Annotated in this window: 20 protein-coding genes and 1 tRNA gene; 15 read left to right on the top strand and 6 right to left on the bottom strand. The window is 72.9% G+C overall.

Going from position 1 to position 25962, the window contains the following annotated elements:
- Nucleotides 1-2: 2 nt before the first annotated feature.
- The 9 genes from nadD to ACIQUC_RS05145 all read left to right on the top strand — a co-directional run bounded on the left by nadD (nucleotide 3) and on the right by ACIQUC_RS05145 (nucleotide 11493).
- The gene (gene nadD / locus ACIQUC_RS05185; RefSeq protein ID WP_022907294.1) at nucleotides 3-602 is read left to right on the top strand and encodes a nicotinate-nucleotide adenylyltransferase; all 600 of its coding nucleotides are present in this window, start codon (nucleotides 3-5) and stop codon (nucleotides 600-602) included.
- The gene (locus ACIQUC_RS05180; RefSeq protein WP_402264066.1) at nucleotides 599-2059 is read left to right on the top strand and encodes a hypothetical protein; all 1461 of its coding nucleotides are present in this window, start codon (nucleotides 599-601) and stop codon (nucleotides 2057-2059) included. The genes nadD and ACIQUC_RS05180 overlap by 4 nt, the downstream gene beginning before the upstream one ends.
- A gap of 107 nt (nucleotides 2060-2166) precedes the next feature.
- On the top strand, nucleotides 2167-2541 hold the full coding sequence (gene rsfS, locus ACIQUC_RS05175; RefSeq protein WP_022907296.1) for a ribosome silencing factor: 375 nt from the start codon (nucleotides 2167-2169) through the stop codon (nucleotides 2539-2541).
- Between the two features lie 117 nt (nucleotides 2542-2658).
- Nucleotides 2659-2731: transfer RNA gene (locus ACIQUC_RS05170), tRNA-Ala, on the top strand.
- 126 nt (nucleotides 2732-2857) lie between these two features.
- Nucleotides 2858-3781, top strand: a complete 924-nt coding sequence (locus ACIQUC_RS05165; protein WP_402264062.1) for an aldose 1-epimerase family protein — start codon at nucleotides 2858-2860, stop codon at nucleotides 3779-3781.
- The gene (locus ACIQUC_RS05160; protein WP_402264059.1) at nucleotides 3760-5292 is read left to right on the top strand and encodes an anthranilate synthase component I family protein; all 1533 of its coding nucleotides are present in this window, start codon (nucleotides 3760-3762) and stop codon (nucleotides 5290-5292) included. The genes ACIQUC_RS05165 and ACIQUC_RS05160 overlap by 22 nt, the downstream gene beginning before the upstream one ends.
- A 102-nt stretch (nucleotides 5293-5394) precedes the next feature.
- Nucleotides 5395-6252: a hypothetical protein gene (locus ACIQUC_RS05155; protein ID WP_402264056.1), complete on the top strand. Its 858-nt coding sequence runs from the start codon at nucleotides 5395-5397 to the stop codon at nucleotides 6250-6252.
- Between the two features lie 113 nt (nucleotides 6253-6365).
- Entirely contained in the window at nucleotides 6366-7976 is a 1611-nt protein-coding gene (locus tag ACIQUC_RS05150; RefSeq protein WP_402265663.1) for a DNA polymerase Y family protein, read from the top strand.
- A 22-nt stretch (nucleotides 7977-7998) separates the two neighbouring features.
- Nucleotides 7999-11493: an error-prone DNA polymerase gene (locus ACIQUC_RS05145; RefSeq protein ID WP_402264053.1), complete on the top strand. Its 3495-nt coding sequence runs from the start codon at nucleotides 7999-8001 to the stop codon at nucleotides 11491-11493.
- Nucleotides 11494-11541: 48 nt separating this feature from the next.
- Here the strand turns inward: ACIQUC_RS05145 and ACIQUC_RS05140 are convergent, their stop codons facing one another.
- Together ACIQUC_RS05140 and ACIQUC_RS05135 are read right to left on the bottom strand one after the other, a co-directional pair.
- Nucleotides 11542-13020, bottom strand: coding sequence for a sensor histidine kinase (locus tag ACIQUC_RS05140; protein ID WP_402264050.1), 1479 nt, complete (start codon nucleotides 13018-13020; stop codon nucleotides 11542-11544).
- A complete protein-coding gene (locus ACIQUC_RS05135) occupies nucleotides 13017-13694 on the bottom strand; it encodes a response regulator transcription factor (RefSeq protein ID WP_022908633.1) in 678 nt (225 codons plus the stop codon). The genes ACIQUC_RS05140 and ACIQUC_RS05135 overlap by 4 nt, the downstream gene beginning before the upstream one ends.
- Before the next feature lie 216 nt (nucleotides 13695-13910).
- Between ACIQUC_RS05135 and ACIQUC_RS05130 the strand changes: the two genes are divergently transcribed.
- Nucleotides 13911-14210 (top strand): hypothetical protein, encoded by a 300-nt coding sequence (locus ACIQUC_RS05130; protein ID WP_148287079.1) that lies wholly within the window; start codon nucleotides 13911-13913, stop codon nucleotides 14208-14210.
- A gap of 14 nt (nucleotides 14211-14224) precedes the next feature.
- Here the strand turns inward: ACIQUC_RS05130 and ACIQUC_RS05125 are convergent, their stop codons facing one another.
- Entirely contained in the window at nucleotides 14225-15319 is a 1095-nt protein-coding gene (locus tag ACIQUC_RS05125) for an aromatic acid exporter family protein (protein ID WP_402264046.1), read from the bottom strand.
- A gap of 35 nt (nucleotides 15320-15354) precedes the next feature.
- On the opposite strand from ACIQUC_RS05125, the gene ACIQUC_RS05120 reads away from it, so the two are divergent.
- Entirely contained in the window at nucleotides 15355-16644 is a 1290-nt protein-coding gene (locus tag ACIQUC_RS05120; RefSeq protein ID WP_402264043.1) for an aminoglycoside phosphotransferase family protein, read from the top strand.
- Nucleotides 16645-17163: 519 nt separating this feature from the next.
- Nucleotides 17164-19290, top strand: a complete 2127-nt coding sequence (locus ACIQUC_RS05115) for a DEAD/DEAH box helicase (RefSeq protein WP_402264040.1) — start codon at nucleotides 17164-17166, stop codon at nucleotides 19288-19290.
- 100 nt (nucleotides 19291-19390) lie between these two features.
- On the opposite strand, the gene ACIQUC_RS05110 is transcribed toward ACIQUC_RS05115, so the two are convergent.
- Nucleotides 19391-19663, bottom strand: a complete 273-nt coding sequence (locus tag ACIQUC_RS05110; protein ID WP_022908628.1) for a mycoredoxin — start codon at nucleotides 19661-19663, stop codon at nucleotides 19391-19393.
- Between the two features lie 68 nt (nucleotides 19664-19731).
- Between ACIQUC_RS05110 and ACIQUC_RS05105 the strand changes: the two genes are divergently transcribed.
- Genes ACIQUC_RS05105 through ACIQUC_RS05095 form a run of 3 tightly spaced genes read left to right on the top strand, consistent with a single transcriptional unit; the run spans nucleotide 19732 to nucleotide 22423 of the window.
- Complete coding sequence (locus ACIQUC_RS05105) at nucleotides 19732-20061, top strand: PadR family transcriptional regulator (protein ID WP_402264037.1); 330 nt, start codon at nucleotides 19732-19734, stop codon at nucleotides 20059-20061.
- Nucleotides 20058-20897, top strand: a complete 840-nt coding sequence (locus tag ACIQUC_RS05100; protein WP_402264034.1) for a hypothetical protein — start codon at nucleotides 20058-20060, stop codon at nucleotides 20895-20897. The genes ACIQUC_RS05105 and ACIQUC_RS05100 overlap by 4 nt, the downstream gene beginning before the upstream one ends.
- Entirely contained in the window at nucleotides 20894-22423 is a 1530-nt protein-coding gene (locus ACIQUC_RS05095; RefSeq protein WP_402264031.1) for a CYTH domain-containing protein, read from the top strand. The genes ACIQUC_RS05100 and ACIQUC_RS05095 overlap by 4 nt, the downstream gene beginning before the upstream one ends.
- Nucleotides 22424-22515: 92 nt before the next feature.
- On the opposite strand, the gene ACIQUC_RS05090 is transcribed toward ACIQUC_RS05095, so the two are convergent.
- Both ACIQUC_RS05090 and ACIQUC_RS05085 read right to left on the bottom strand, forming a co-directional pair.
- The gene (locus ACIQUC_RS05090) at nucleotides 22516-24660 is read right to left on the bottom strand and encodes a S9 family peptidase (protein WP_402264028.1); all 2145 of its coding nucleotides are present in this window, start codon (nucleotides 24658-24660) and stop codon (nucleotides 22516-22518) included.
- Entirely contained in the window at nucleotides 24657-25895 is a 1239-nt protein-coding gene (locus ACIQUC_RS05085; protein ID WP_402264025.1) for a Fic family protein, read from the bottom strand. The genes ACIQUC_RS05090 and ACIQUC_RS05085 overlap by 4 nt, the downstream gene beginning before the upstream one ends.
- Nucleotides 25896-25962 lie beyond the last annotated feature (67 nt).

The raw sequence follows: 25962 nt of genomic DNA, 5'->3' as shown, positions 1-25962 counted from the left end.
CCATGCTCGAGAGCACGGGGCGGCCTCGCATCGGCGTGATGGGTGGCACGTTCGACCCGATCCACAACGGCCACCTCGTGGCAGCGTCCGAAGTGGCGCGCGCCTTCGACCTCGACGAAGTCGTGTTCGTCCCCACCGGCCAGCCGTACATGAAGTCCGGTGTGACCGACGCCGAACACCGCTACCTCATGACCGTCGTGGCGACCGCGTCGAACCCGATGTTCACGGTGAGCCGGGTCGACATCGACCGTCCGGGCCCGACCTACACGGTCGACACGCTCAAGGACCTGCACGAGCAGCGTCCCGATGCGCAGCTGGTCTTCATCTCCGGCGCAGACGCCGTCCAGCAGATTGTCGACTGGAAAGACCATGATGGCCTCTGGGACCTCGCGCACTTCGTCGCCGTGACACGTCCGGGACACGCCTTGAGCATCACGGGTTTGCCCGAACGCGACGTAAGCTTGCTCGAAGTTCCCGCGCTGGCAATATCGTCGACCGACTGCCGCGACCGGGTGAGACGTGGTTTCCCCGTGTGGTACTTGGTCCCCGACGGTGTCGTCCAGTACATCTCCAAGCACCATCTGTATCGGAGCGTTGCATGAGTTCGTCCGACGCGCAGCCGCCCCTGTCGCGGCGCCAGGCGCGCGAGCGGGAGCGTGCCGCCGCGGCCGGTGCGCAGCCCGTCACGCCGCCACCGACCGTCGCGGCCCCGGCTGACCAGCCGGAGTCCCGCCAGCGTCCCGGCAGTCACGTCGCGCCCGCACCGGGCGCCCCCGCCCAGTCCGCCGTGCCGACGTCGGCCGTCTCGCCGTCGTCCGCCGCCCAGGCCGGCACCGGCTTCCCGTCCATGCCCCCGGCCTCGGCGACCGAGATCGTCCCCGGGTCGGGCGGGCTGACCCGTCGTCAGATCCGCCAGATGCGCGCGGCCGAAGGGCAGGCCGTCCAGCCCGTCCCGCTGCAGAACCCGACTCCGCAGTCGTCCGACCGCACCGTCGAGGACGTCATCGGTTCGGTCGACACGCTGCAGGGCGGCGCCGGTCCGTCCGAGCCGGAACCGCCCGCGCAGGAGCCGTCCGTCCCCGAGGAGCCCTCGGCCGAGACCGTGGTGCTCGACCAGGCAGCGGTGGCGCAGGCGACCGAGGCCGACGGGTCGCCGGACGCGATCGAGCCGCTCGAGGAAGCCGCGGCCCACGGCGAGGAGCCGCGTCGACACCGGTCGACCTGGGCGCCCCCGGACGCCGAGACGCCTGCCGCCGACGACGCGGCCCCCGCTGCGGAGGCGCCCGCCCAGGAGCGCTCGACCCCGGTGCAGTCCACGCCCGTGCAGTCCACCCCGGTGCAGTCGACTCCGGTGCAGCGGGCCCCGATCGAGTCGTCGACGCCGGCGGTGTTCCCGCTCTCGCTGGACGAGGACGACACGAACGAGGTCCCGGTCCAGGCAGCCCAGCCCGCGCGCGCAGCCTCGGCACCGACCTCGGGCGGCACGCCGACGTCCGCCGCCGGTGACGACGGCGATGCCGACGCGCCCCGCGTGCCGGCGTCGTTCCAGCGCCCCACCGAGCCGAAGCCCGTCACGACGGCGTTCGCGCCGCCGGTCGGGCACTGGTCGCAGCAGGCCCACGACTCGAACGACGCCGAGGTCCACGACGAGGAGACCGGCACCCGCCGCGTCGCCGTGACCAACACGAACGCGATCATCCTGCCGAACTCGGCCCTCGCCGACCCCACTGGTGCGCTGAACGCCACGGGCGAGGTCATCCTCACCGGCTCGATCGACCTGCCGGCGTCGCTGTCCTCGACCGGTTCGCACCGGCCGATCGACGGGGCCGAGGTCGACCGCCTGCTCGAGCAGCACGACGAGCAGCCCGAGACGGACGCCAGCCCGGTCCGTGCCAGCCGTGCGGTGTCGAGTCACACCTCGACCCGACAGGTCGTCCTCGCGGCGGCCAAGCCGAAGGAGTCGCGCACGCCGCTCATCCTCGGCGTCACGGTCGGTGCTGTCGGCATCGCTGCCGCCGCGGTCATCATCGTCGCACTCGTCACCACGCACACGTTCTGAGCCGTCCCCATCGCACGCGGCCTGGCCGTGTGTCGGTGGGGTGGCTTATGATCGTGACCCATCAAGCGATCCGGCAGCCTGCCAGGTCGACAGACCGGAAGGAATCCGTGACCGCCTCCTCACGCGCACTGGAACTCGTGCAGATCGCCGCCCAGGCGGCCGACGCCAAGCAGGCCGAAGACCTCGTCGCCCTCGACGTGACCGGGCCGCTGCAGCTCACGGACGTGTTCCTGCTCGCGACCGGCCGGAACGAGCGCAACGTGCTCGCCATTGCGGACGAGATCGAAGAGCGCCTCCTCGACGCCGGGGCCAAGCCGCTCCGCCGCGAAGGCCGGAGCGAGGGCCGCTGGGTCCTCATCGACTTCGGTGACATCGTCGTGCACGTCTTCCACGAAGAAGACCGTCAGTACTACTCGCTCGAGCGTCTCTGGTCGGACTGCCCGACCATCCCGCTCGAGCTCCCGGTGGACCACACCGCCTAGACGCGACTCGCCCGGGTGGCGGCGACGATTTCGTCACCCGGCGTTCGCATGGTGTACGCTTCACTGGTGCCTCCGGGGAACGGAGGACGATGAAGTCGGTGGAAACACCAACACTTCGGGTCTGTGGCGCAGCTGGTAGCGCACCTGCATGGCATGCAGGGGGTCAGGGGTTCGAGTCCCCTCAGATCCACAATCACCCCCGCGGTTCTCCGGAACCGCGGGGGTTTTCTCGTTCCGCAGGTGCACGGCACCGTTCCCGACCGGACGCGTTCCGCACCGGCTCGGCGCGTCCCTCGCTCCCCACTACGCTGAGCGCATGAGCAGCGACGCACCCCTGTCCGGTTCCGCCCTGACCATCACCGCCGGCGGCTACACGGCCGAGATCGCCTCGGTGGGGGCGACCCTGCGGACGCTTCGGTTCGAGGGGCGCGATCTGGTCGTGCCGTTCGACGCCGACGAGGTCCGCCCGGCCTTCCGCGGAGCCGTCCTCGCACCGTGGCCGAACCGGGTCGTCGACGGGAAGTACACGTTCGGCGGAACGGAGCACGAGCTGGCGCTGACCGAGCCCAAGCGACAGCACGCGCTGCACGGACTGGTCGCATGGACCGACTTCCGGACCGTCGCGCACGAACCCGACCGCGCGGTCCTCGCCACGACGGTGCCGGCGCAGGAGGGGTACCCGTTCCGTGTCGAGGTCCTGGTGGAGTACCGCGTCGACGCCGACGGGCTGCACACCACGATCACGGGGACGAACACCGGCGCCGACGCAGCACCGTGGGGGACCGGTCCGCACCCGTACCTCGTCGCCGGCGCCGGCCGTGTCGACGACTGGACCCTGACGCTCCCCGCAGCAGAGGTGCTCGAGGTCACCGAGGACCGGCTGATCCCGACCGGTCTCGCGCCGGTGCACGACGAGTTCGACCTGCGCTCCGCGACGCGCATCGGCGACCGCTTCATCGACCACGCCTTCACCGGGTTCGACCGCGACGCCGACGGCACCGCGACGATCGCCCTCACCGCCGCCGACGGCCACGGTGTGCGCGTCTCGTTCGGCCCGGAGTGCGGGTGGGCGCAGGTGCACACCGCCGACCACGTCGTCCCCGAGTACCACCGTGCCGGACTCGCGGTCGAGCCGATGACCTGTGCACCGGACGCGTTCAACGCCGGCTCCGACGCGGGACTCGTCGTGCTCGAGAGTGGTTCGTCGGCGGCGGCCTCGTGGACGATCGCCGCGGTCTGACGGCAGCGCCTCCTGCCGCGCGGATCGAGGTCCGGCGGCTGACCACGCCCCCTGACCTCGGCGCGCTCGCGGCCGCGGCCGGTCCCGACGTGGTCTGGCTCGACTCCTCGGTGCCGGCCGGTTCGCCCGCGACCGCGCACGACCGCGCCCGGTGGTCGGTCCTCGCGCTGACGGACGGTCCGTTCGCGGCGCGGTTCCGGCACGAGACGCGACGGGCGTTCGTCGAGACGACCCCAGCGTCCCACGCGTGGTTCGGGGGCGTCGCGACCGTCGAGGGATCGGACGGACTTGCCTTCGCGGTCCTCGCCGAGTTGCTCGCGCGCACCCCGGTGCTGCCGGAACCGGTGCCTGGCTGCGGTTTCGCGCTCGGCTGGGTGGGGTTCCTCGGCTACGAGCTCGGTCGGGAGTCCGGCGGCGTCGACCGGACCGCCGAGGGGCACGCGGACGCGGACCTCCGGTTCGTCGACCGCGCGGTGGTCACCGACGCGACCGGCGGCGCCTGGGCACTCGCGCTGGTGGCCGGTGCGGAACCTGCGGCCAGCGCCCGGAACCGAGCGTGGCTCGAGGAGGTGACCACACCGGTCACGCGGGCCGACGGCGGCGACGCGGCCCCGTTCCTCCCGGACACGGTCCCCGCGACCGGTCGCGTCACGCGCACCGCCTACGAGACGGCGGTGGACGCGTGCCGCGCCGAGATCCGCGCGGGCAACGCGTTCCAGGTGTGTCTCACGACCGCCTTCGCGGTGCCGCAGGTCCTCCAGGAGGCGTGGGTCGACCCCGCCACGGATCCCCACCTGGTCGAGTACCTGCGGCTGCGCGCGACGGATCCCGTCCCGTTCGGCGCGTACCTGCGGCTCGGGCCGCTGCGCGTGGCGAGCAGGTCGCCTGAGCGGTTCCTGCGGATCGACGCCGCCGGACGGGTGTCCGCGGAGCCGATCAAGGGCACCAGACGGCGCTCCGACGACCCTGTGGAGGACGAAGCGGCCCGTGTGGAACTCGCCGCGAGCGTGAAGGATCGGGCCGAGAACGTGATGATCGTCGACCTGCTCCGGAACGACCTGCTCCGGACGGCGGTGCCGGGGTCGGTGCACGTCGACCGGCTCTGCGCGGTCGAGACCTACGCGAGCGTGCACCAGATGGTCTCGACGATCGGGGCGGTCCTGCCGGAGGGGACGTCGCGGGCCGCCGTGGTGCGTGCCGCGTTCCCGCCCGGGTCGATGACGGGCGCCCCGAAGATCCGTGCCATGGCGATCGCGGATCGGCTCGAGGGCGGGCCTCGCGGGGTGTACTCCGGGGCGATCGGCTACTTCTCGGCCAGCGGCGCGGTCGACCTGTCGGTGGTGATCCGCACACTGGTGACGGTCCTCGACGGCCGGGGCGCGGTACGGTCGCGGTCGTTCGGGGCCGGTGGCGCGGTGACGTGGTCGTCGGTCGCCGCGGACGAGGCGGACGAGGTCGAGACGAAGACCCGGTCGGTGTTCGCCGGTGTGGGAGCGACCGTCCGCTGGTGACGGCGGATCGTTCGGCGGCGGTGCCGGGGCGCTCCTCCACAGGGCGCTGATCCACCGCTCGCACGGCGTGTCGAACGCGTGTTCGAGGGAACTGTCCACAGGATGTCAGACCCGATTGACATCATCGAACACATGTTCGAATATGAGGGCATGCAGACGGCGGCGGCACTCCGATCGCCCGGGGCTCCAGGGGAGTCGACCGGGCGGTCCGGTCCTGCCCGCCCGGTGCGGCGGGTCGACCACCTGGGGGACGCCCGCGCCGCACTCGAACGGATCACCTCGCTGCGGTCGCGCGTGGCCGAGATGGAGTCCACCCGGGTCGACACCGAGGGGCTGCCGACGGCCGAGGCGCTCGCGCCGCTCCTGCCGGGTGGTGCGATCCGCGTGGGCGGGTCCTACGCGGTGCACGAGTCGGTGCTCCTCGCGATGACGATGCTGCAGGCCGCCTCGGCCGCCGGTGCCTGGTGTGCGGTGGTGGGGGTGCCGTCCTTCGGGGTCGAGGCGGCGGCCGCTGCGGGCATCGACCTCGAACGCCTCGTGCTCGTCCCCGACCCGGGTGACCAGTGGCTCACCGTGACCGCCGCGCTGGCGGACGTCGCCCAGATCGTCCTCACCCGCCCGCTCGGCCGGGTGGTGCCCGGCGACGTCTCCCGGCTGTCGGCACGGCTGCGGCAGCGGGGCGGGGCGCTCGTGGCGCTCGGGTCCTGGCCGGGCGCCGACGTCACGCTGCGGGTGACCCGGTCCGAGTGGAGCGGCATCGGGGACGGGCACGGCTTCCTGACGGAGCGACGGGTCACGGTGTCGGCCGCCGGTCGGGCCGGTGCGGGACGACCGGTGGACGCCGACCTGCTGCTGCCAGCGGCCGACGGAACCGTCCGTGCTGCGGCGCCCGCCGCGGTGGCCTCGGGTTCCGGTGCGACGACGGCCCCGGTGCTGCGTCCCGTGGCGGTGGCGTCGTGAGCCCCCGCGGGCGTGGTCGGACCCGGGCCACGGGGTCCCGGGTCACGGGTGCCCTCGCCGGACGCGGGCCCGGTGCCGGCACGGGGGCCGCGGGCGTGCCCGACGCGCGGTCGATCCGCGCCGATGCGCTCGCCCGCGGCGGTGCACTGCCCGAGCCGCCGCCGACGCGGACGATCGTGCTGTGGTGCCCGGACTGGCCGGTGATCGCGGCCGCTCGCGCCGCCGGGTCGCCGCCGGACCACCCGTTCGCCCTCGTGGCGAAGGGGCAGGTGTACGCCAGCTCCGCCAGCGCCCGGCAGTCCGGCGTGGTCCGCGGGCTCCGTGTGCGCGAGGCGCAGGCGCGCTGCCCCGAACTCGTCCTGCAGCCCTACGACGACGCGCTCGACCACCGGGCGTTCGAGCCGGTCATCCGCGCGGTCGAGGCGGCGGTCCCCGGGGTCGAGGTCCTCCGGCCGGGCACCCTCGCGCTGCGCTCCCGCGGGCCGGCACGGTACTACGGCGGTGAGCGTGCCGCGGCGGCGACCCTCGCCGGGATCGCTGCCGACCACGGCGCCCCGGGTGTGCGGGCCGGCGTCGCGGACACCCCGTTCGCCGCCGAACAGGCCGCTCGGGCACGCCCGGCCCGGCCGGGGGAACGGGTCCGGATCGTGCCCGTCGACGGCTCGGCCCCGTTCCTGGCCGGGTTGCCGCTCGGGGTGCTCGGCGACGCCGACCTCGCGATGCTGCTCGGGCGCCTCGGCATCCAGACCCTCGGCGAGTTCGCCGCGTTGGCGGACGAGCAGGTGCGCGACCGGTTCGGACTCGCCGGAGCGTTCCTGCACCGGCTCGCGGGCGGTCGTGACCCGCGAGAGGTCGCGGCGCGGGCGGTCCCGCCGGAACTCCGGGTCGAGGCGTCGTTCGAACCCCCGCTCGACCGCGCCGACCAGATCGCCTTCGCGTTCCGACGCTCCGCCGACGACTTCGCCGCACGCCTGCGGGCCGCAGGGCTCGTCGCCACGACGATCCGGGTCGGCATCGTCGACGAGCGGGACATCCTGCTCGAGCGCACGTGGGTGCACCCGCGCTGGTTCGACGCCGCCGACGTGGTGGACCGGGTCCGCTGGCAGCTCGCCGGCGGGGTGGACCCGACCGGGCTCGAGGCGCCGGTGGTGCAGGTGGTGCTCGAGCCGGTCGCGGTCGACGACATGGCGAACCACGAACGCGGGCTCTGGGGGACCGGGCCGGACGAACGGGTCCACCACGGGCTCGCCCGCGTGCAGGGACTCGTCGGCCACGACGGGGTGGTCACGCCGCGCATCGGCGGTGGGCGCACCCTGGCCGAACGCGTGGTGCTCGTGCCGTGGGGTGACGCCCCCGTCGGTGGCGAGCGTGCCCTCGCGACCGTCCGCGACCGGCCGTGGCCCGGCAAGCTGCCGGGGCCGCCGCCGGCAACCGTGCTCGACCGTCCGCGCCCGGTGGACGTCGTGACCGGTGACGGCGGCACCGTCGACGTCGACGACCGCGGCGTCCTCACCGGGGTGCCCGAGCGGTTCCGTGCCGAGGGGGAGCGCGGCGGCCGGTTCGACGCCGTGACGGCCTGGGCCGGACCGTGGCCGCTCGTGGTGCGCTGGTGGGAAGCCGGTGGCCGGCGACTCCACCGGCTGCAGCTCGTCGACGCCGACGGCCGGGCGTGGTACCTCGTGCTCGCCGACCACCGCTGGTGGGCCGAGGCGGTGGCGACGTGACCGCCAGGACGGGGGAGTGCTGATGGGGTACAGCAACCCGCCGATCCCGTGGTCCCAGTTCGAACGCGCCCTGTCCGACAAGCGGAGCCCCGGCAGCGCGCACGCCGGTGACGGCGGGGACAGCCCCGCGTGGTCCCGCAAGCGCGAGCCGTACACCCCGACGCCCCCGCCGGTGCAGGACGGTGCGAACGTGCCGGTCGTGCCGTACGCCGAGCTGCACGCGCACTCGACGTTCAGTTTCCTCGACGGTGCGAGCGGTCCGGAACAGCTCTTCGAAGAGGCCGCGCGACTGCACCTGCACGGGCTCGCGCTCACCGACCACGACGGCTTCTACGGTGCCGCGCGCATGGCCGAGGTGGCCGAGGCCTACCCGACGGTCGCCACGGTGTACGGCACCGAGCTGTCCCTCGGGCTGACCGAACCGCAGAACGGCGTGCCCGACCCCGAGGGCACGCACCTGCTCCTGCTGGCCGACGGGCAGGACGGGTACCACCGGCTCGCCGGCGCCGTCACCCGCGCACACCTGGCGGCCGGCGCCGAGAAGGGTCGTCCCCGGTACGACCTCGACGACCTCGCCGCACGGTCGGACGGGCACTGGCGGGTCCTGACCGGGTGCCGCAAGGGCGCCGTCCGGCAGGCGCTCGAGCGCGGGGGCGAGTCCGCCGCCGAGGACGCCCTGCGTGCCCTGCTCGACCGGTTCGGCACGGCCGGTGTCGTCGTCGAGCTCATCGACCACGGCGACCCGATGGACACCGCACGGAACGACGCCCTCGCCGCCCTCGCCACCAAGCACGCCCTGCCGGTGGTGGCCACGGGCAACGTGCACTACGCCACCCCCGACCGGTTCCCGGTGGCGACCGCCCTCGCCGCTGTCCGGGCACGGCGCAGTCTCGACGAGATCGACGGGTGGCTGCCGGCCGCCCCCACGGCGTACCTCCGTTCCGGGGCGGAGATGACCCGGCGGTTCGCCCGCTATCCGGGGGCCGTCGAGTACAGCGTCGAACTCGCCGACGAGCTCGGGTTCCGGCTGAAGACGGTCAAGCCCGGACTGCCGGACATCGACGTCCCCGACGGGTTCACCACGATGTCCTGGCTGCGGGAGCTCACCTGGCGGGGTGCCCGGCGGTTCTACCCCGGCAGCGCCGACGGTGTCGACCCGCACAAGCGCGAGCGCATCGAGCGCGAGCTCTCGGTGATCGAGGACAAGGACTTCCCCGGGTACTTCCTCATCGTGCGGGACATGGTGCAGTACGCCCGCGAACGCGGCATTCTCTGCCAGGGCCGCGGCTCGGCGGCGAACTCGGCGGTCTGCTACCTGCTCGAGATCACCGCGGTCGACTCGATCCGGTACGGGTTGCCGTTCGAGCGCTTCCTGTCGGCCATGCGCGACGAGGAACCCGACATCGACGTCGACTTCGACTCCGACCGCCGCGAAGAGGTCATCCAGTACGTCTACGAGAAGTACGGCCGGTTCAACGCCGCCCAGGTCGCGAACGTCATCACCTACCGGCCGAAGGGTGCCGTCCGCGACATGGCGAAGGCGCTCGGCCACAGCCCGGGGCAGCAGGACGCCTGGTCGAAGCAGGTCGAACGCTGGGGGTCGGTGACCGAGAGCCAGGACCACGACATCCCGGACGCCGTGGTCGACATGGCCCAGCAGGTCCTCGGGTTCCCGCGGCACCTCGGCATCCACTCCGGCGGCATGGTGCTCACCGACCGGCCCGTCGGCGAGGTCGTGCCGATCGAGCACGCCCGCATGGACGGCCGCACGGTGCTGCAGTGGGACAAGGACGACTGCGCGTACATGGGGCTCGTGAAGTTCGACATGCTCGGACTCGGCATGCTCGCCGCGCTGCAGTACTCGTTCGACCTCGCCGCCGAGCACTGCGGGGAGCGGTGGGACATGCACTCCATCCCGAAGGAGGAGCAGGGCGTCTACGACCAGCTGTGCCGGGCGGACACCATCGGGGTGTTCCAGGTGGAGTCCCGCGCGCAGATGGGGACGCTGCCCCGACTGCTGCCGCGACGGTTCTACGACCTCGTGATCGAGGTCGCCCTGGTGCGCCCCGGGCCGATCCAGGGCGGCGCGGTCCACCCCTACATCCGGCGACGCACGGGCGAGGAACCGATCACCTACATCCACCCGTCGCTCGAACCGGTGCTCGAACGGACCCTCGGGGTCCCGCTGTTCCAGGAACAGCTCATGCAGATGGCGATCGCGGTGGGCGGGTGCTCGGGGGACGACGCCGACCTGCTCCGGCGTGCGATGGGGTCGAAGCGTGGGCACGAGAAGATCGACCGGCTCCGCGAGAAGCTCTACGCCGGGATGGCCGCGAACGACATCCACGGCGAGGACGCCGACGCCATCTACGCGAAGATCCAGGCGTTCGCGAACTTCGGGTTCGCCGAGAGCCACTCGATCAGCTTCGCGCTCATCGTCTACGCGAGCGCGTGGATGCGGCTGCACTACCCCGGAGCCTTCCTCGCCGCCCTGCTCCGCGCGCAGCCCATGGGCTTCTACTCACCGCAGTCCCTGGTGGCCGACGCCCGTCGACACGGGGTGACGGTGCTCCGTCCGGACATCCTGCGCTCCGGCGTGGACGCCACGCTCGAGCCACTGGTCGGCTCCCGCGACGGTGCCGACACGGCCGGGGCCGGCGACGGTGCCGCCGGGTCCGACGGCGGTCCAGGAGGCGCGGCGCACGTCCGCGCGACGGGTCACGACGACTGCCTGGCCGAGGAACAACCCCCGGTGCTGCCGTTCGACAAGGCCGCGCCCGACGACACGGCGCAGCACCGGCGGGACGGCGCCTTCGCGGTCCGTCTCGGCCTCGCCGAGGTCTCGTCGCTCGGCCGGAAGAGTGCCGAGAAGATCGTCGCCGAGCGGGACGCCCACGGTCCTTACACCGACATGTCCGACCTCGCCCGGCGGGTAGGGCTGACCACGGCGCAGCTCGAGGCGCTCGCCGCGGCCGACGCCTTCGCGTCGATCGGGGTCGACCGTCGCGGTGGCATGTGGTCGGCGGCACAGGCGGCAGCCGAGCGCCCCGACCAGCTGCCCGACACGCAGGTGACGGTGCAGCCACCGCTGTTCGGGCAGATGACGAGCGGCGACGTCCTCATCGCGGACATGTGGTCGACGGGGATGACGACGGACGACCACCCCGTCCGGCACGTGCGGGGTGGCCTCGTCGCCCGCGGGGTCTTGAGCGTCCAGGACACCGCCACGGCCGAGACCGGACGCCGGGTCGAGGTCGGCGGGATCGTGACGCACCGGCAGCGACCGGCGACGGCGTCCGGCATCACGTTCATGAACGTCGAGGACGAGACCGGGCTGGTGAACGTGATCTGCAGCGTCGGGGTGTGGGGACGGTACCGGCGCGTCGCACGAGAGGCACCTGCGGTGATCGTGCGGGGGATCCTCGAGCGGTCACCGGACGGGGTGGTGAACCTGGTGGCCGACCGGATCGAACACCTCTCCCTGTCGGTCCGCACGCGGTCGCGGGACTTCCAGTGAGCGGCCCAGAGCGGCCCGGAGCGGCTCGAGCGGGCCGTGCCCGTCCGGTCAGCGGACCTCGGGGATGCGGATCGTGACCTCGAGCCCGCCGGAGCGCACGTTCCGGAGCGACGCCGTCCCGCCGGCACGCTCCGCGACGGCCCGGACGATCGCGAGGCCGAGCCCGGAACCACCAGGCAGCGGGATCGCACCGGTCGCGGGGTCCGGGTTCGGGCGGGACTTCCGGGCCTCGTCGGGGCGGGTGAACCGGTCGAAGGCGACGGGGATGAACGACTCCGGGACGCCGGGGCCGTCGTCCGTGATCTGCAGGATGCCCTCGCCGCCAGCGCTGCGCCACGAGACGAAGACGCCGCCGCCGCGGGGGAGCGCCGACACGGCGTTGCCGGCGATGTTCGTGACGAGCTGCGCCATGCCGCCGGTGTCGAGTCGGTACCGCGGTTCGTCGGTGTCGCTGCCGGTGTCCGGGCCCGGACCCGCGACCGGGGCCTCCAGGTCGAAGTCCACGGTGATGTCCTTGGCGGAGGCGATCAGACGGACGCGGTCGACGGCGCTCATGACCTCGTCGCCGAGGTCGGACCACCCGGTCGGCTGCTGTTCGGCGCCGTCCTGCTCACGACGCTCCGACTCCTCGATGCGGGACAGCGCCAGCAGGTCGTTCGCCAGGCGCGACAACCGCGCGACGCTGAGCTTCGCGCGTTCGATGTGCGCCGCGAGCGCGGCCGCGTCGTCACCGTCGAGCGACGCCAGGTCGAGCTGGGTCGTGAGGATGGCCAGCGGCGTGCGGAGTTCGTGGCTCGCATCCGAGACCATCTGGCGCTCGCGTTCGGTCGCCTGGCGGGTGCGGGCGAGGAAGGCGTTCAGGGTGGTCGCCAGGGACGCGAGCTCGTCCTCGGCGGGACCGACCGGCAGCTCCGCACGCTCGGGGGCGACGGAGAGACGTTCGGCTTCGCGACGCATGCGGTTCACGGGCCGGAGCGCGGCGGTCGCGAGCGCCCACGACGCGACGCCGAACGCGACGAGGATCGCGAGTCCGGTCAGCGACAGCGTCGAGGTCAGGTCGTCGACGACGATCGCCTCGGCCTGCGAGTTGCGCGCCGCCACGACGGTCCACCGCCCCGCCTGGTTGACGGGGTGCTCCACGACGACGCGGTACTGCGACCCGGAGACGTTGATGACCGAGGTGCCGGCCTTGGTCGAGGTCAGGCTGCCGAGGGCCCGCTCGACCTTCGTCGGCATGGTCGACAGGGCGATCTTGCCCGAGGGCGACACGACCGCGACGAGCTGCAGGTTCCCGGGCGGTGACAGGTCGGGATTGCTGTCGACCTCGAGCGTCGCCACGTACGGGTCGGCGTCGGCGTCGAGCAGGGTGCGGGTGGCACTGGCGACGACGCTCACGACCTGGAAGCGCATGACGAGCACGAGCAGCACGATGACCACTGCCGCGATCGCCGTCGACCCGATGGTGATCCGAGCCCGGAGCGAGAGGTTCCGCAGCGGACGGATCAGGCCACGCCCGGGACCGGTCACGCCCCGAGCAGATCGAGCCGGTAGCCGCGGCCGCGCACGGTCGAGATGGCGACGGTCGCCTCGTGCGAGGTCAACTTCTTGCGGAGGTACGAGATGTACTGCTCGACGACGTTCGGGTCGACGTGCTGCGAGCCGTCCCAGACCTCCTCGAGGATCTTCGGGCGGTCGACCACCGTGCCCACGGACCGCGCGAGCAGGCGGAGGAGGGCGAACTCGGTGGGGCTGACGGCGACCCGCTGGCCCTTGATCATGATGCGACGGGCCTCGGAGTCGATCGCCACGTCGCCCACCTCGATGGTCCGCGGGGCGCCGGCGGACTCCCGACGGCCGAGCGCGCGGAGACGGGCGGTCAGCTCGGCGAAGGCGAACGGCTTCGTGAGGTAGTCGTCGGCACCGGCGTCGAGGCCGAACACCCGGTCGTCCACGGCGTCACGGGCGGTGACGAGGAGGATCCGCACGGGGTCCTCGCGCTCGCGGATGCGTCGGGCGAGCTCGAAACCGGACATGCCCGGCATCATGACGTCCACGACGGCCAGGTCGAACGCCTGGTCGCCGAGGGCGATCAGCGCCTCGACCCCGTTCTCGACCGCGGTGACGCGGTACCCCTCTGCCGCGAGCCCACGCTCCATGAGCGCACGCATCTCGTCATCGTCCTCGACCACCAACAGGCGCATAGCGACCTCCTCGACCCCATGGTGGCATCGAACCTGTACACGCGGGAGATCCCACGGCCGATCTCGCTGAATCTCGTCACAGTCACGGCGGACGGACAGGTAGAACGGTCTGTCCCCCGTTCGTGGGACATGAGGACTGCTTGCTTCGTTGCTATGCTCGCGCACCGGAGGAGACGTACCCGACGTCGAGTCCGCACTGGGGGCACCATGAACGACATGCCGGAACACCCGGCCCTCGTCCGTCTGCGTGCCGAGCTCGACGCCGCCTGGAAGGGCATCGGCGCGCTCGGTGACATGGAGGACGTCAGCCGCGACCGTGTGGTCGCCGAGCTCCGGGCGGCCGTCCCGGACGTCGCGAGCCTGGCTGCCCGCGCGGCGGGGGCGGACCTCGTCGTCGCCGAGATCTGTCGGTTCGCCGAAGCCGAGGTGGTCGCGACCGACTCCACGGTCCCGACGGCGACGATCTGGGACGACATCGTGCACTCCGCGGCCGAGGCCGCGTCCGCCGCGCGCTGACCGGAGACGTCCCGTCAGTCGTCCTCGCCGAGGAGCTCCTCGCGCACGCGCCGGATGTCCTCGAGCAGCGCGCCGATCAGGATCCAGTGCCGTGAGTTCGGGCGGATCACCTCGAGGGGTGCGGTGAGCGCCGGCTCGACGACGTCCTCGTCGTGCTGCGGCGTGACCGTCGCCGACGACCGCGGCCGGGGCGCTCCGGCGGTCGACACCGGCACCTCCTTGGCCGCGACGCGGGCACTGAGCGCCCGGACGTCCGCCCCGATCCGGGCGACCTCGGTGGCGATGCTGCCGACGACCGGGTCGGCGCGGAGGTCCGGTGCCGTGTTGTCCTGGATCGCACGGGTCATGCCGGTCACCCGGGTGGCGAGCACGCGCAGGTGCTCGGCCACGACGATGTCCTCGTCGAGGACGGTCCGGTGGCGGCCGCCGCGCGGGTTCATGGTGAGGGACTCGCGGGCCGCGGTGAGCGAGGCCTCGGCGCGGGCGTGCTGCTGCCGGAGGGCCCGGGCCTGCAGCAGGGCCTCGTGCCAGCGCTCCGCGTCCCAGCCCTCGGTGAGCCCGATCGCGACGCGCTCGAACGCCGCGGCGGTGTCGCGTGCGAGTCGTGCGACCGCGAGGTGCGCCGGCCCGAGCAGCACGGGCGGCACGATGACCGCGTTCACGATGAGGGCGACGACCGCGCCGAGCACGGTCTCGAGGATCCGGTCCGCCGAGTAGTTCGGCGTGACGACGCCCGCGGTGAGCACGAGCATCCCGCTGATCCCGACCTGCGTCGCCGAGGTCGGGGTGAGCCGCAGCGCCCACGCGATGAGGATCGCGAGGACGATCACGAGCAGGACGACCCAGACGGTGTCGCCGAGCAGCAGGTGGAACCCGGTGGCGAGCACGACCCCGAGGACGACCCCGGCGCTGCGCTCGAGTCCCTTCACGAACGACTGGTTGATGCTCGGCTGCACGACGAGCAGCGCGGCGATGGCGGCGAACGTCGGGAACGGCCCGTCGATGAGCACCCGGCAGAGGAGCACGGCCGCGACCACCGCGACCGCGGTCTTGACGACCTGCAGGAACGGCGTGCGACTGGAGCTGCGGAGACGCGCGACCGGGTTCACGACGACCACGGTAGCCACGGTGCGCGCGCCGAGCCGTGAACGAACGCGACGAATCCCGTCCGGTCCGGTTGACTGGTCTCGTGTGGCCCAACCACGAGCGCGTCATCCCGCAGGCCTTCGCCGGCTCCGGGACATCCGTCGTGGCCGCACGCGCCCACTCGGTCGAGCCGTCCGGCAACGGGTACCTGTACGGCTACGAGGTCGACACGGTGGACCGGAACGGCCAGCGCGCCACGGTCCTCACCTACGTCGACACGGGCGGGACCCACGACCAGAACAGCGCCATCGTCACGGACCCAGCGACGGGGGAGCCGGTGTCGGTGTGGGCGTACCCGAACGATCCCGGGCTGCCCGTCCTGCCGCAGGTGACCTACCGTGACGCGGTCGCCGAGCTCCTGACGACCCTCGGCATGCCGGTGACCGACCCGACGCTGACCGTGGCGGCCTACCGTCCGGGCAAGCGCGCCGTGGTCCGGGTCGACGCGGCCGAGGGGACCCTGTTCCTCAAGGTGGTGCGCCCCCACCGGGTTGCCCCGATCGAGCGATCGCACGGGCAGTTCGTCGCGGCCGGGCTCCCGGTGCCCCGGGTCCTGTCGAGCCGCGGGGACGGCCTGCTCGTGCTCGAGCGCATCCGCGGGGTCCCGGCGGGCAGCCGCATCCTCGAGATCGCGGACGACCCGCGGTTCGTCGCCTCGCTGGCGGCACTCACCGGCCGCATCGCGACGGTCCCGATGACGCAGCAGGCCCGCGCCGACGCGATGGACCACGCCGACTGGCACCGCCGCACCCTCGTCGCCGCGCTGCCGCAGGACGCCGAGGAGATCGACACCCTGTACGACGCCATCGGCCGGCGCTCGATCGGCTGGGCCGCGGCGACGAAGCAGGTCGTGCACGGTGACCTCCACCTCGAGCAGGTCTTCGTCGACGAGGAGGAGCCCTGGCGGATCTCCGGCCTGCTCGACATCGACACGGCCGGCTGGGGCTACCCGGTGCGCGACATCGGTGCCGTGGTCGCGCACCTCGTCGTCACCGGACTCTGGCACCGCTCCCGCGGGGACGCGGACCGCGGAGCCGCCGCGGAGCGCCTCGCCGACGCCGTCGCGCGCGACTGGGTCGCGCGGAACCCCGACCAGTCCGACCGGATCGGTCCGGCGATCGGTGCACAGCTCCTCGCGCACGCCGGTGGCCAGGCGACGACCGGTTCGGCGAACGGGATCCAGACGGCGGAGCAGCTGCTCGCGGCGACGCAGGCCGCCCTCGCCGAGGCGACGCCGGTCGTGCCGTCCGACGGCCTCGTCCGTCCGCGGTCCGCACCCCAGCTCTGACGACGGCGCGCGTCCGTCGGCTCCACGGCGGACGGGCGGTGCGGTCGCTCGCGACGCGACCACGTACCGGACGGGAGGCGCGGGTCGGGCCCGCACCGCGCCTCCCGTCCGACAGGTGGGGACGACCGACCGCACGGCGCGACGCGCGCGGGCGTCGCCGAGTCGCCTCCGTCGGTGGTCGGGGAGTAAACTGAACGCGCACGCACCGCGTTCCCGCGTGCCGCGTCGATTCCGGACGCAGCAGTCGGTCGCTTGACCGGCGTGGGAGCCGGATCCGTGACGGTCCCGAGGGGGCCGCACGTGCGTGTGACGGCGCCGGATCCCGGCGCGGACCGTCCTGTCCGGTACCCACGCGGTGGCCGAGGGGAACGGTCCGCGGGACTCCTCGTCCCGAGGCGGGGACCGGCGAAGCGGCGGGCCACGGTGGCCCCCGGACACCGGAGCCGTGCCAGGCACCGGTTCAGGACTTCCGCCCCGCGGGGCGGCTCGCTCGCACGGACGGGCGGAACAGGAGGAGCGTTGGCTCGATCAGGCACCCGGCGTGCTGCAGGCGGGACGCGGACCGCGTCGCGTCGCACCAGGCCGCTCGACAACGACGGCGTCATCCCCGTCCTCGCCCGCGCGGTGCGCGAGGTCGAGGCGGCGGCACAGCGCGGACCGCTCAAGGCGTCGAACCGTTCGAAGTTCCAGGCGGTCGCCCTGCTCATGCGCGAGGAACGCGCACGGGTCAAGGCGGACACCGAACTCACCGACTCGCAGCGCGCCGAGCAGCTCAAGCGGCTCGACGGCGTCGCGACCATCCTCGCGAAGACGGCGGCTCGGGACACCAGCGTGATCCAGCTCCTCACCGAAGAGGCATCGGTCAGCGAGACGACCCGCACCGTCAAGCGGGACATGATGATCGCGGGCGGCATGGAGCTGCAGCCCGAGGAGCTCGTCATCGCGGCGGAGCCCTCGCCGGTGGTCGAGACCCCGGTCCGCGCGGTCGTGCCGCAGGCGGTCGTGCAGCGACAGCTCGCGAACCCGTTCCTGCCCCCGGACTTCGCCCTCGCCGACCAGCCCGTCGCCCACCCGCGACGCCTGGCGAACTGGGAGCTGTTCGGTCCGCTCTTCAAGTCGTTCGAGTACGGCGCCGGTGGGGGTGCGGCGACGATGCCGCTGCCCGAGCCCACGACGCTGCACTCCAAGTCCGGCACCACGCTCATGAAGCACCAGGCGGAGCTCATCGCCGCGGCCGCGGAGGGGCACCGCACCTTCCTGCTGGCCGACGAGCCCGGTCTCGGCAAGACCGCGCAGTCGCTGCTCGCCGCCGAGGCCGCGAACGCGTTCCCGCTGCTGGTCGTCGTGCCGAACGTCGTCAAGACGAACTGGAAGCGCGAGGCCGCCCGCTGGGTCCCGAACCGCACCGCCACGGTCATCCACGGCGACGGGGACGACCTCGACGGGTTCGCCGACATCGTCATCGTGAACTACGAGATCCTCGACCGGCACGCCGGGTGGCTCGGGAACTTCGGGTTCAAGGGCATGGTCGTCGACGAGGCGCACTTCATCAAGAACAAGGACTCGCAGCGCTCGAGGTTCGTGCTGCAGCTCGCCGAGGCGATCCGGTCGCGCACGGCCGCACCGCTGCTGATGGCCCTCACCGGCACGCCGCTGATCAACTCGGTCGAGGACTTCCGGACCATCTGGGAGTACCTCGGCTGGATCGACGACAAGAAGCCCCGCGCGAAGCTCATGAACGAGCTCGAGGAGATCGGCCTGACGCCGGCCGACCCCGGGTTCTTCGTCGAGGCGCGCAAGGCCGTCATCGACCAGGGCATCGTCCGACGCCGCAAGGTGGACGTCGCGGCGGACATTCCCGCGCGTCGCATCGCCGACATCCCCGTCGAGCTCGACGGCGAAGAGGGCCGCTCGATCCGCGACGCCGAGCGCGAGCTCACCGCGAAGCTCGTCAAGCGGTACCACCAGGCGCTCGACGCCCGCACCGGGCAGGACCCGGTCGTCGGCATCGACCACAAGCTCGTGCGGCAGGTCGCGCGCTGGGAGCTCGAGGACCAGGACGCCTCGTCCACCGGCGAGAACGTGTTCTCGATGGTGCGGCGGATCGGGCGGGCCAAGGCGCAGCTCGCGGCGGACTACGCGGCGCAGCTCGCCTCGAACGTCGGCAAGGTCGTCTTCTTCGCCAAGCACCTGGACGTCATGGACCAGGCGGAGGAGGTCTTCGCACGTCGGGGCCTCCGCACCGCGACCGTCCGGGGCGACCAGACGCCGGCGCAGCGCACGGCCGAGATCGACTCCTTCGTGAACGACCCCGACGTCGCCGTGATCGTCTGCTCGCTCACCGCGGCGGGCGTCGGCCTGAACCTGCAGGTGTCGTCCAACGTCGTGCTCGCCGAGCTGTCGTGGACGAGCGCCGAGCAGACCCAGGCGATCGACCGCGTGCACCGCATCGGGCAGGAGGAGCCCGTGACGGCGTGGCGCATCATCGCCGCACAGACGATCGACACCAAGATCGCCGAGCTCATCGACTCGAAGGCGTCCCTGGCCGCCCGCGCGCTCGACGGTTCGGACGAGGAGGTCGTCGACTCCGGCGACATCCAGCTCGACGCCATGGCGGCGCTGCTGACCGAGGCGCTCGGGGGCTAGGCCCCTCGCGCCCTGCTACGAACCACGAAACCGACATCGAACCGGGGCTTCGGCCTGGTTCGATGTCGGTTTCGTGGTTCGGCGTGGGCGCCCCGCGGCGTCAGATGCGCGACTGGACCTCGGCGAGCGAGGGGTTCGTCGCCGTGCTGCCGTCCGGGAACACCAGCGTCGGCACGGTCTGGTTGCCGCCGTTGACCTCGGCGACGAGCTCGGCCGTGCCGGGCGTCTGCTCGATGTCGACCTCGGTGAAGGGCACGCCGGCCTTCGACATCTGGTTCTTCAGCCGCGCGCAGTAGCCGCACCAGGAGGTCGTGAACATCGTGACGCCGCCGGCCTCGGGGGTGAACTGTTCGCGGGTGATCGTGTCGCTCATGCGAGCAGGCTAACCCGACTTCCTGGACGGGCTTGACGGCCTTGTTCTACATAGCTAGGTTAAGCCGCATGGAACCGATCCGACGCGTCACCGCCACGACGCTCGACGTGCTCGACGCCCTGCTGGCCGCCGACGGTCCGGCCTGGGGGCTGCTCGTCATCAAGGCCACCGGGCGCCAGGCCGGCACCGTCTACCCGATCCTCGAACGACTCGAACGACAGGGGTGGATCACGTCGTCGTGGGACGACGAGACCGACCGCCCCGGTCCGCGACGGCGGCTCTACGAGTTCACCGGCGACGGCGTCGAGGCCGCTCGTACGCTGCTCGCCGAGCGGCAGCCCGCAGCCGGACCGTCCCGCGGGACGATGCGGCCGAGCCACCGGCCGGTGACCTCGTGAACGGGGTGGACCGGGCGCTCGTGGGCGTCGCGGTCGCACTCTCGCCCGCGGGGCACCGTGCCGCCCGTCGGGAGCAGTGGCTCGCCGACGTCCGGGACGCCCCGGAGCTCGACCTCTCGCCGACCGCTCTCGCGTTCGGCGCACTCACCACGGCGCTCTTCCACCGACGCACCGACCGACGTTCCACCTGGGGGGACACCATGACCGCAGCACCGCTCCACGTCCGTCCCGCGCCGCACACGATCGCCACCGTGCCGGTGCTGCTCGTCCTCGCCGTCGGGTCCTTCCTCGCGGCGAGCATCGGGATCGGCCTCCTGCAGCGCTACAACGGCTTCGGCTCGACCGTCCCGATGTTCCTGCTCCTGTCGATCGGTCTGGCGGTGGTGCCCGGCCTGGCCGTCGCGACGAGTGTGCTCCTGGCGGTGGGTGTTCCCCTCCGTCGCCGCGCGCTCGGTGCGGTCGTCGTGCTGGCCGTGACCGCCGTCTGGCTCGCCGTCGTCACCGGACTCGTCAGCCTCCCGCTGTACCCCTGGCTCCTCCTCGGACTCGTGGCCGGCGCGTGGGGCGCGACTTGGCTGGCCGTGCTCCGTCGTCCGGCGTGGACGTGGTCACTCCTGCTGCTCCCGATCGTCACGTCCCTGCTGGTCCTGCCGCTGTCGAACGCGGTGTGGGAGATCGGTTCCGCCTACTCGGTCAAGGCCATGCTGTCGTGCGCCGTCCAGCTCCTGCCCTTCCTGGTGGCCCTCGTCGCCACCGTCGTGGCCGGCCGCTTCTCCACAGGTGCGCCCGTCCGGTTCGAGGCGCACGGCGAACCCCTGGTAGACAAGACCGTGTGAGCGACACCCACCTCGAGATCGAGCGCACCTACGACCTCCCCGAGGGTGGTGCCCTGCCCGACCTCGTCGGCGTGGGCGGCATCCTCCGTACCGAGCACCAAGACCCGTTCGAGCTCGACGCGACGTACTGGGACACCGACCGCTACGACCTCGTGGCCGCCCGGGTCACGGTCCGGCGCCGCACCGGGGGACCGGACGCCGGCTGGCACATCAAGCGCTCCGAGTCGGACACGGTCCGTCACGAGCAGCACTTCCCGTTGACCGACGACGCCGACACCGTCCCGACCGAGGTCCTCGCGGCGCTGTTCACCGAGCGTCGCGGCCGCGGCCTGCACCCGGTCGTCCGGATCACCACGACGCGGACCGTCACGCGGCTCCTCGACGAGGACGGCGACCAGGTCGCCGAACTCGCCGACGACCTGGTCCACGCCCAGCGCCTCGACGACGACGCCCCCGAGACCCCGAGCACCTGGCGCGAGGTCGAGGTCGAGACCGTCGACGGCGTCGACGCGCAGGTCGCCCACGAACTCTTCGCCGCCCTGGACGGGCGCTTCGCGGACGTCGGGGCCGGCCCCGCCGCCGTCGCGTCCAAGCTGGCACGCGGGCTGGCCGGCGCACCGGCACCGCGCCTCCAGACCGCGGAGAAGCCGGACAAGGGCACGACCGCCCGCGTGCTCGTGAAGCGGCTGCGGAAGCTGCGCACCGCGCTGCTCACCCAGGAGGCGCGGCTCCGCTCCGGCGACACGACCGACCTCCGGCAGGCGGCCGACACCGCACTCGAGATCGCAGCGATCATGGGTGGCTACCGTCCGGCGTTCGCCGCGGGCGACGCCCTCGACCGCGCTGCCGAGGCGGCGGACGGGCTGGCCGAGGTCACCGCGCGCGCCGCGCTGGCGGAGTACCTCGTCGACCGCCTGCCGCGGGCGTCGAGCCCGGCACAGGACGAGCTCGTCGACGCGATGACCCGCGAGCGGATCCTCGCGGCGACACGCGAACGGCGCGACCAGTCCGTGCGCGACGTCGTGGTGTTCCTGCACGGCGAGCCGTTCCTCGAACTCCTCGACGCCCTCGACGACGCCGTGGAGCGCCCGGCGCCGACCGCGTGGGCGCTCCGATCGCCGAAGAAGGTCGCCCAGGACGTCGGCGCCGAGGTGAAGCCGCACGTCCGTGAACTCGTGCGGGCCGCGGTGGCCGACGACACCTCCGACACCGCGGCCGAGCGCGAGGCCGCCGACCGCGCCACGACCGAGGCCGCCTGGCAGGCGACGATGCGCGCACGGCTGACGATGGACGTGCTCGGCGACGACGCGTTCCCGCACGCCCTGTGGAAGCGCATCGGGACCGCGGCCGACGTCCTGACCGAGCGGGTGCGGGCCCTGCACGCGCTCGACGCCCTGCGCACGACCGCGGCGATCGCGGAGCGCGGCGGCGAGGGCACGTTCGGCTACGGCGTCCTCGCGGGGGACCGGGTCCGGCTCGCGGAGGAGTCCTACGACGAGGCGGTGCACGCACTCAACCGCGTGTGAGCGTGCGGGCGCGCGCGGGCACGCCGTGCGCTTGGTGAGCAGAAATGGTCGGGTGCCCACGGGCAACCCGACCATTCCTGCTCACGAGGTCGTCACGCGGTGGGCGCTTCGTCCGCCAACCCGAGCACGTCGAGGAGCCACGCGAGTTCGAACGCCCGCTCCTTCCACGAGTCGTAGCGCCCGCTCACGCCGCCGTGGCCCGCCGCCATCTCGGTCTTCAGCAGCACCGGCGCACCGACCTCCCGCAGTCGAGCCGTCCACTTCGCGGGCTCGACGTACAGCACGCGGGTGTCGTTGATCGACGTCACGGCGAGGATCTTCGGGTACTGCACGTCGTCGCGCACGTTCTCGTACGGCGAGTACTCGCTCATGTACCGGTAGACCTCGGGGTCGTGCAGCGGGTCGCCCCACTCGTCCCACTCGATCACCGTCAGCGGCAGGTCGGGGTCGAGGATGCTCGTCAGGGCGTCGACGAACGGCACCGCCGCGAGGATCCCGGCGAAGCGTTCCGGTGCGAGGTTCGCCACGGCGCCCATGAGGAGCCCGCCGGCACTGCCGCCCTCGGCGACGAGGCGGTCGGCGGTGGTGCGGCCGGAGTCGATGAGGTGCCCGGCGACGGCGACGAAGTCCGAGAAGGTGTTCTTCTTCGTGAGGGTCTTGCCGTTCTCGTACCAATGCCGACCCATCTCGCCGCCACCGCGGACGTGCGCGACGGCGAACACGACGCCGCGGTCGAGCATCGACAGGCGCATGACGCTGAACCCGGGGTCGATGGAGTGCTCGTACGACCCGTAGCCGTAGAGGTGCAGCGGCGCCGGGCGCTCGGTGTCGACCGCGTCACGGCGCCACACGAGCGAGATCGGCACGCGGGTGCCGTCGTCGGCGGTGGCCCAGTCGCGCTCCTGCACGTAGTCGGACGGGTCGTACCCGCCGAGCACCGGCTGGCGCTTCAGGACCGTGACCTCGCCGGTCGCGAGGTCGAGGTCGCTCACCTCGGACGGGGTGACGAACGACGTGAAGCCGATCCGGAGCGTCGGCTGGTCCCACTCCGGGTTGCCCCCGAGCCCTGCGGAGAAGAGGGCCTCGTCGAAGGGGACCTCGTGGGCGTCGCCGTAGCCGTCACCCTCGATCGGGATGATCGCGACGCGGGGGAGGGCTTCGGACCGGTACTCGAGCGCGAGGTGCCCGGCGAAGGCGTCCACCGACTCGATGCGTCGCTCGGCGTGGTGCGCGACGACGACACGGCGGTCCCGCTCGGAGGTCGGGTCGTCCGCCGGGACGTCGACGAGCTCGAAGTTCTCGGCGCCGTCGTTGTGCAGGACCAGGAAGCGGTCGCTGCCGCCGACGATCGCGTGCTCGATCTCGTACTCGACGCCCTCGCGTCGCGGCCACACGACCTGGAACTCGCCGGTCGGGTCCGCCGCGTCGAGGACGAGCGCCTCGGAGGTGATCTTCGAACCGAGCTCGATCACGATGTACTGGGACGACCGGGTGACGCCGACCCCGACCCAGTAGCGGTCGTCCGGCTCCTCGAAGACGACCACGTCGTCCGCCGCGGGGCTGCCGACGGTGTGCCGCCAGATGCGGTTCGGACGCCACGAGTCGTCGACGGTGGGGTAGAAGACGAAGCGGCCGGACGGGTCGAACGTCGCGCCGGACCCGGTGTTCGGGATCTCGTCCCCGAGGTCGGCGCCGGTCGTGAGGTCCCGCACGTGCAGGGTGTAGCGCTCGTCGCCCTCGACGTCGATGCCGTAGACGAGTCGCGTGCCGTCGTCGCTGATGTCGTAGGAGCCGAGCGAGAAGAAGTCGTGCCCGGCCGCGAGGGCGTTGCCGTCGAGGACGACCTGCTCGCCCGGGAGCGTGGCTTCGCCCTCGGCCACCGTCGGCGGGGTCCAGTCGTTCGGCCCGGTGATCGGCGCCCGGCAGTGCACGCCGTACTGGCTGCCCTCGGCCGTGCGGGTGAAGTACCACCAGTCGCCCATGCGGACGGGCACCGAGAGGTCGGTCTCCTGCACGCGGTTCTTCACCTCGGTGAAGATCTGGTCGCGCAGTCCGTCGAGGTGCGCCGTCGCCTGCTCGGTGTGCGCGTTCTCGGCCTCGAGGTAGGCCAGCGTGTCCGGGGACTCCTTGTCACGCAGCCACTCGTAGTCGTCGACGAAGTCGATGCCGTGGTGGGTCCGTGTCACGGGCCGCTTGGCGGCGGTGGGCGGGGTGGCCTGGGTGTGCTCGCTGCTCACCACCCCACCCTATTCGCCCGGTGCGTGACGACGTCGTGGACGCGGTCGGTGAACGCCGTCACCGCATCGGCAGCGGCGACCCCGAGCCACGCGCGTCGCCGGCGCCGCTCGGTGACCGATCGGAGGGCCCCGATCCGGCACAGGTCGTCGGTCACGGCGTCGATCGCTACGGCATCGCCGCCGAGCAGGTGCTCGAGGTGTTCCTCGGTGACGACGGGATCGTCGACGAGGGTCCGGGCGACGGCGTCGTGCGCCCGTGTCGGCCACCACGACGACGCGCGGGCGTCGGCGGAGGGGGCGAGGGGAGGCACCGCCACCGCGGCTTCGTCGAGGAGCAGCGCGGTGGCGGTTGCCTCGTCGCACACCGTGCCGACGGCGATCGCGAGGTCGCGGACCCACTCGTCGACGGCACCGCGGCGGGAGCGGTCGAGGTGCCAGAAGTACCGGTCGCGTTCGGCGACCAGTGCGGTCGCGACCGGCGCGGTGACGACGCGTGCGAGACCACGACGGCGCAGCACGGCGGCGATGAGCGCGCGACCGATCCGCCCGTTGCCGTCGGTGAACGGGTGGATGGACTCGAACTGGGCGTGCGCGATGGCCGCCTGCGCGATCGGGTGCAGGTCGTCGCGGGCCAGGAAGGCGAACAGGTCGTCCATCAGCTCCGGCACGAGCCCGGGTGGTGGCGGGACGTGCCGCGCGAGCCGGGGTGTGGCGCCGCCGCCGATCCAGTTCTGCACGTCCCGCCAGCGCCCGGCGGACGGGCCGTCGACCGGGTCGTCGCGCAGGAGCCGGTGGTGCGCCGCGAGCACGGCCCGTTCCGAGATCGTGCCGGACGCGGCGGAGGACACGAGCGTCTCGATCGCGCCGCCGGCCCGGACCATCGCCGTCGCGCTCCGGTTCGCCCGGACGCCGACCACCGCCCGCGCGAGGTCGTCGAGCGTGGCGTGCTCGTCCTCGATGCGGGAGGAGGAGACGGCCTCGGTCCGGTCGAGCAGGCGACCGAGCACGGCGAGCCGGTCGCCGTCCTGCTCGTCGAGGGCCACGAGCGCGGCGGCGGCCCGGTCGAGGAGGGCCGCGGTGTCGGCGTCCGGGACCCAGGGGAGTCGGGCGATGCGCGGCGGGACGGACGCCACCACCGACGTCGTCTCGCGGTCGTGCCGCGGGCCGCGCACGCTGCTGCGCCACGGGACCGTGACGGTGGTGTGGGACGGCCAGGGGTGCTCGGTCCGGGGCATCGGTTCCTCCACGTGGGACGAGACGGGACGACGCGTCGATGCTGGAGCACGCCCGGCCGCCGCCGCG

This window comes from Curtobacterium sp. NPDC098951 (assembly GCF_044759965.1).
Lineage (GTDB): Bacteria > Actinomycetota > Actinomycetes > Actinomycetales > Microbacteriaceae > Curtobacterium.
Note: the sequence above shows the minus strand (reverse complement) of the source record. Positions and strands in the feature narration are given on the sequence as shown.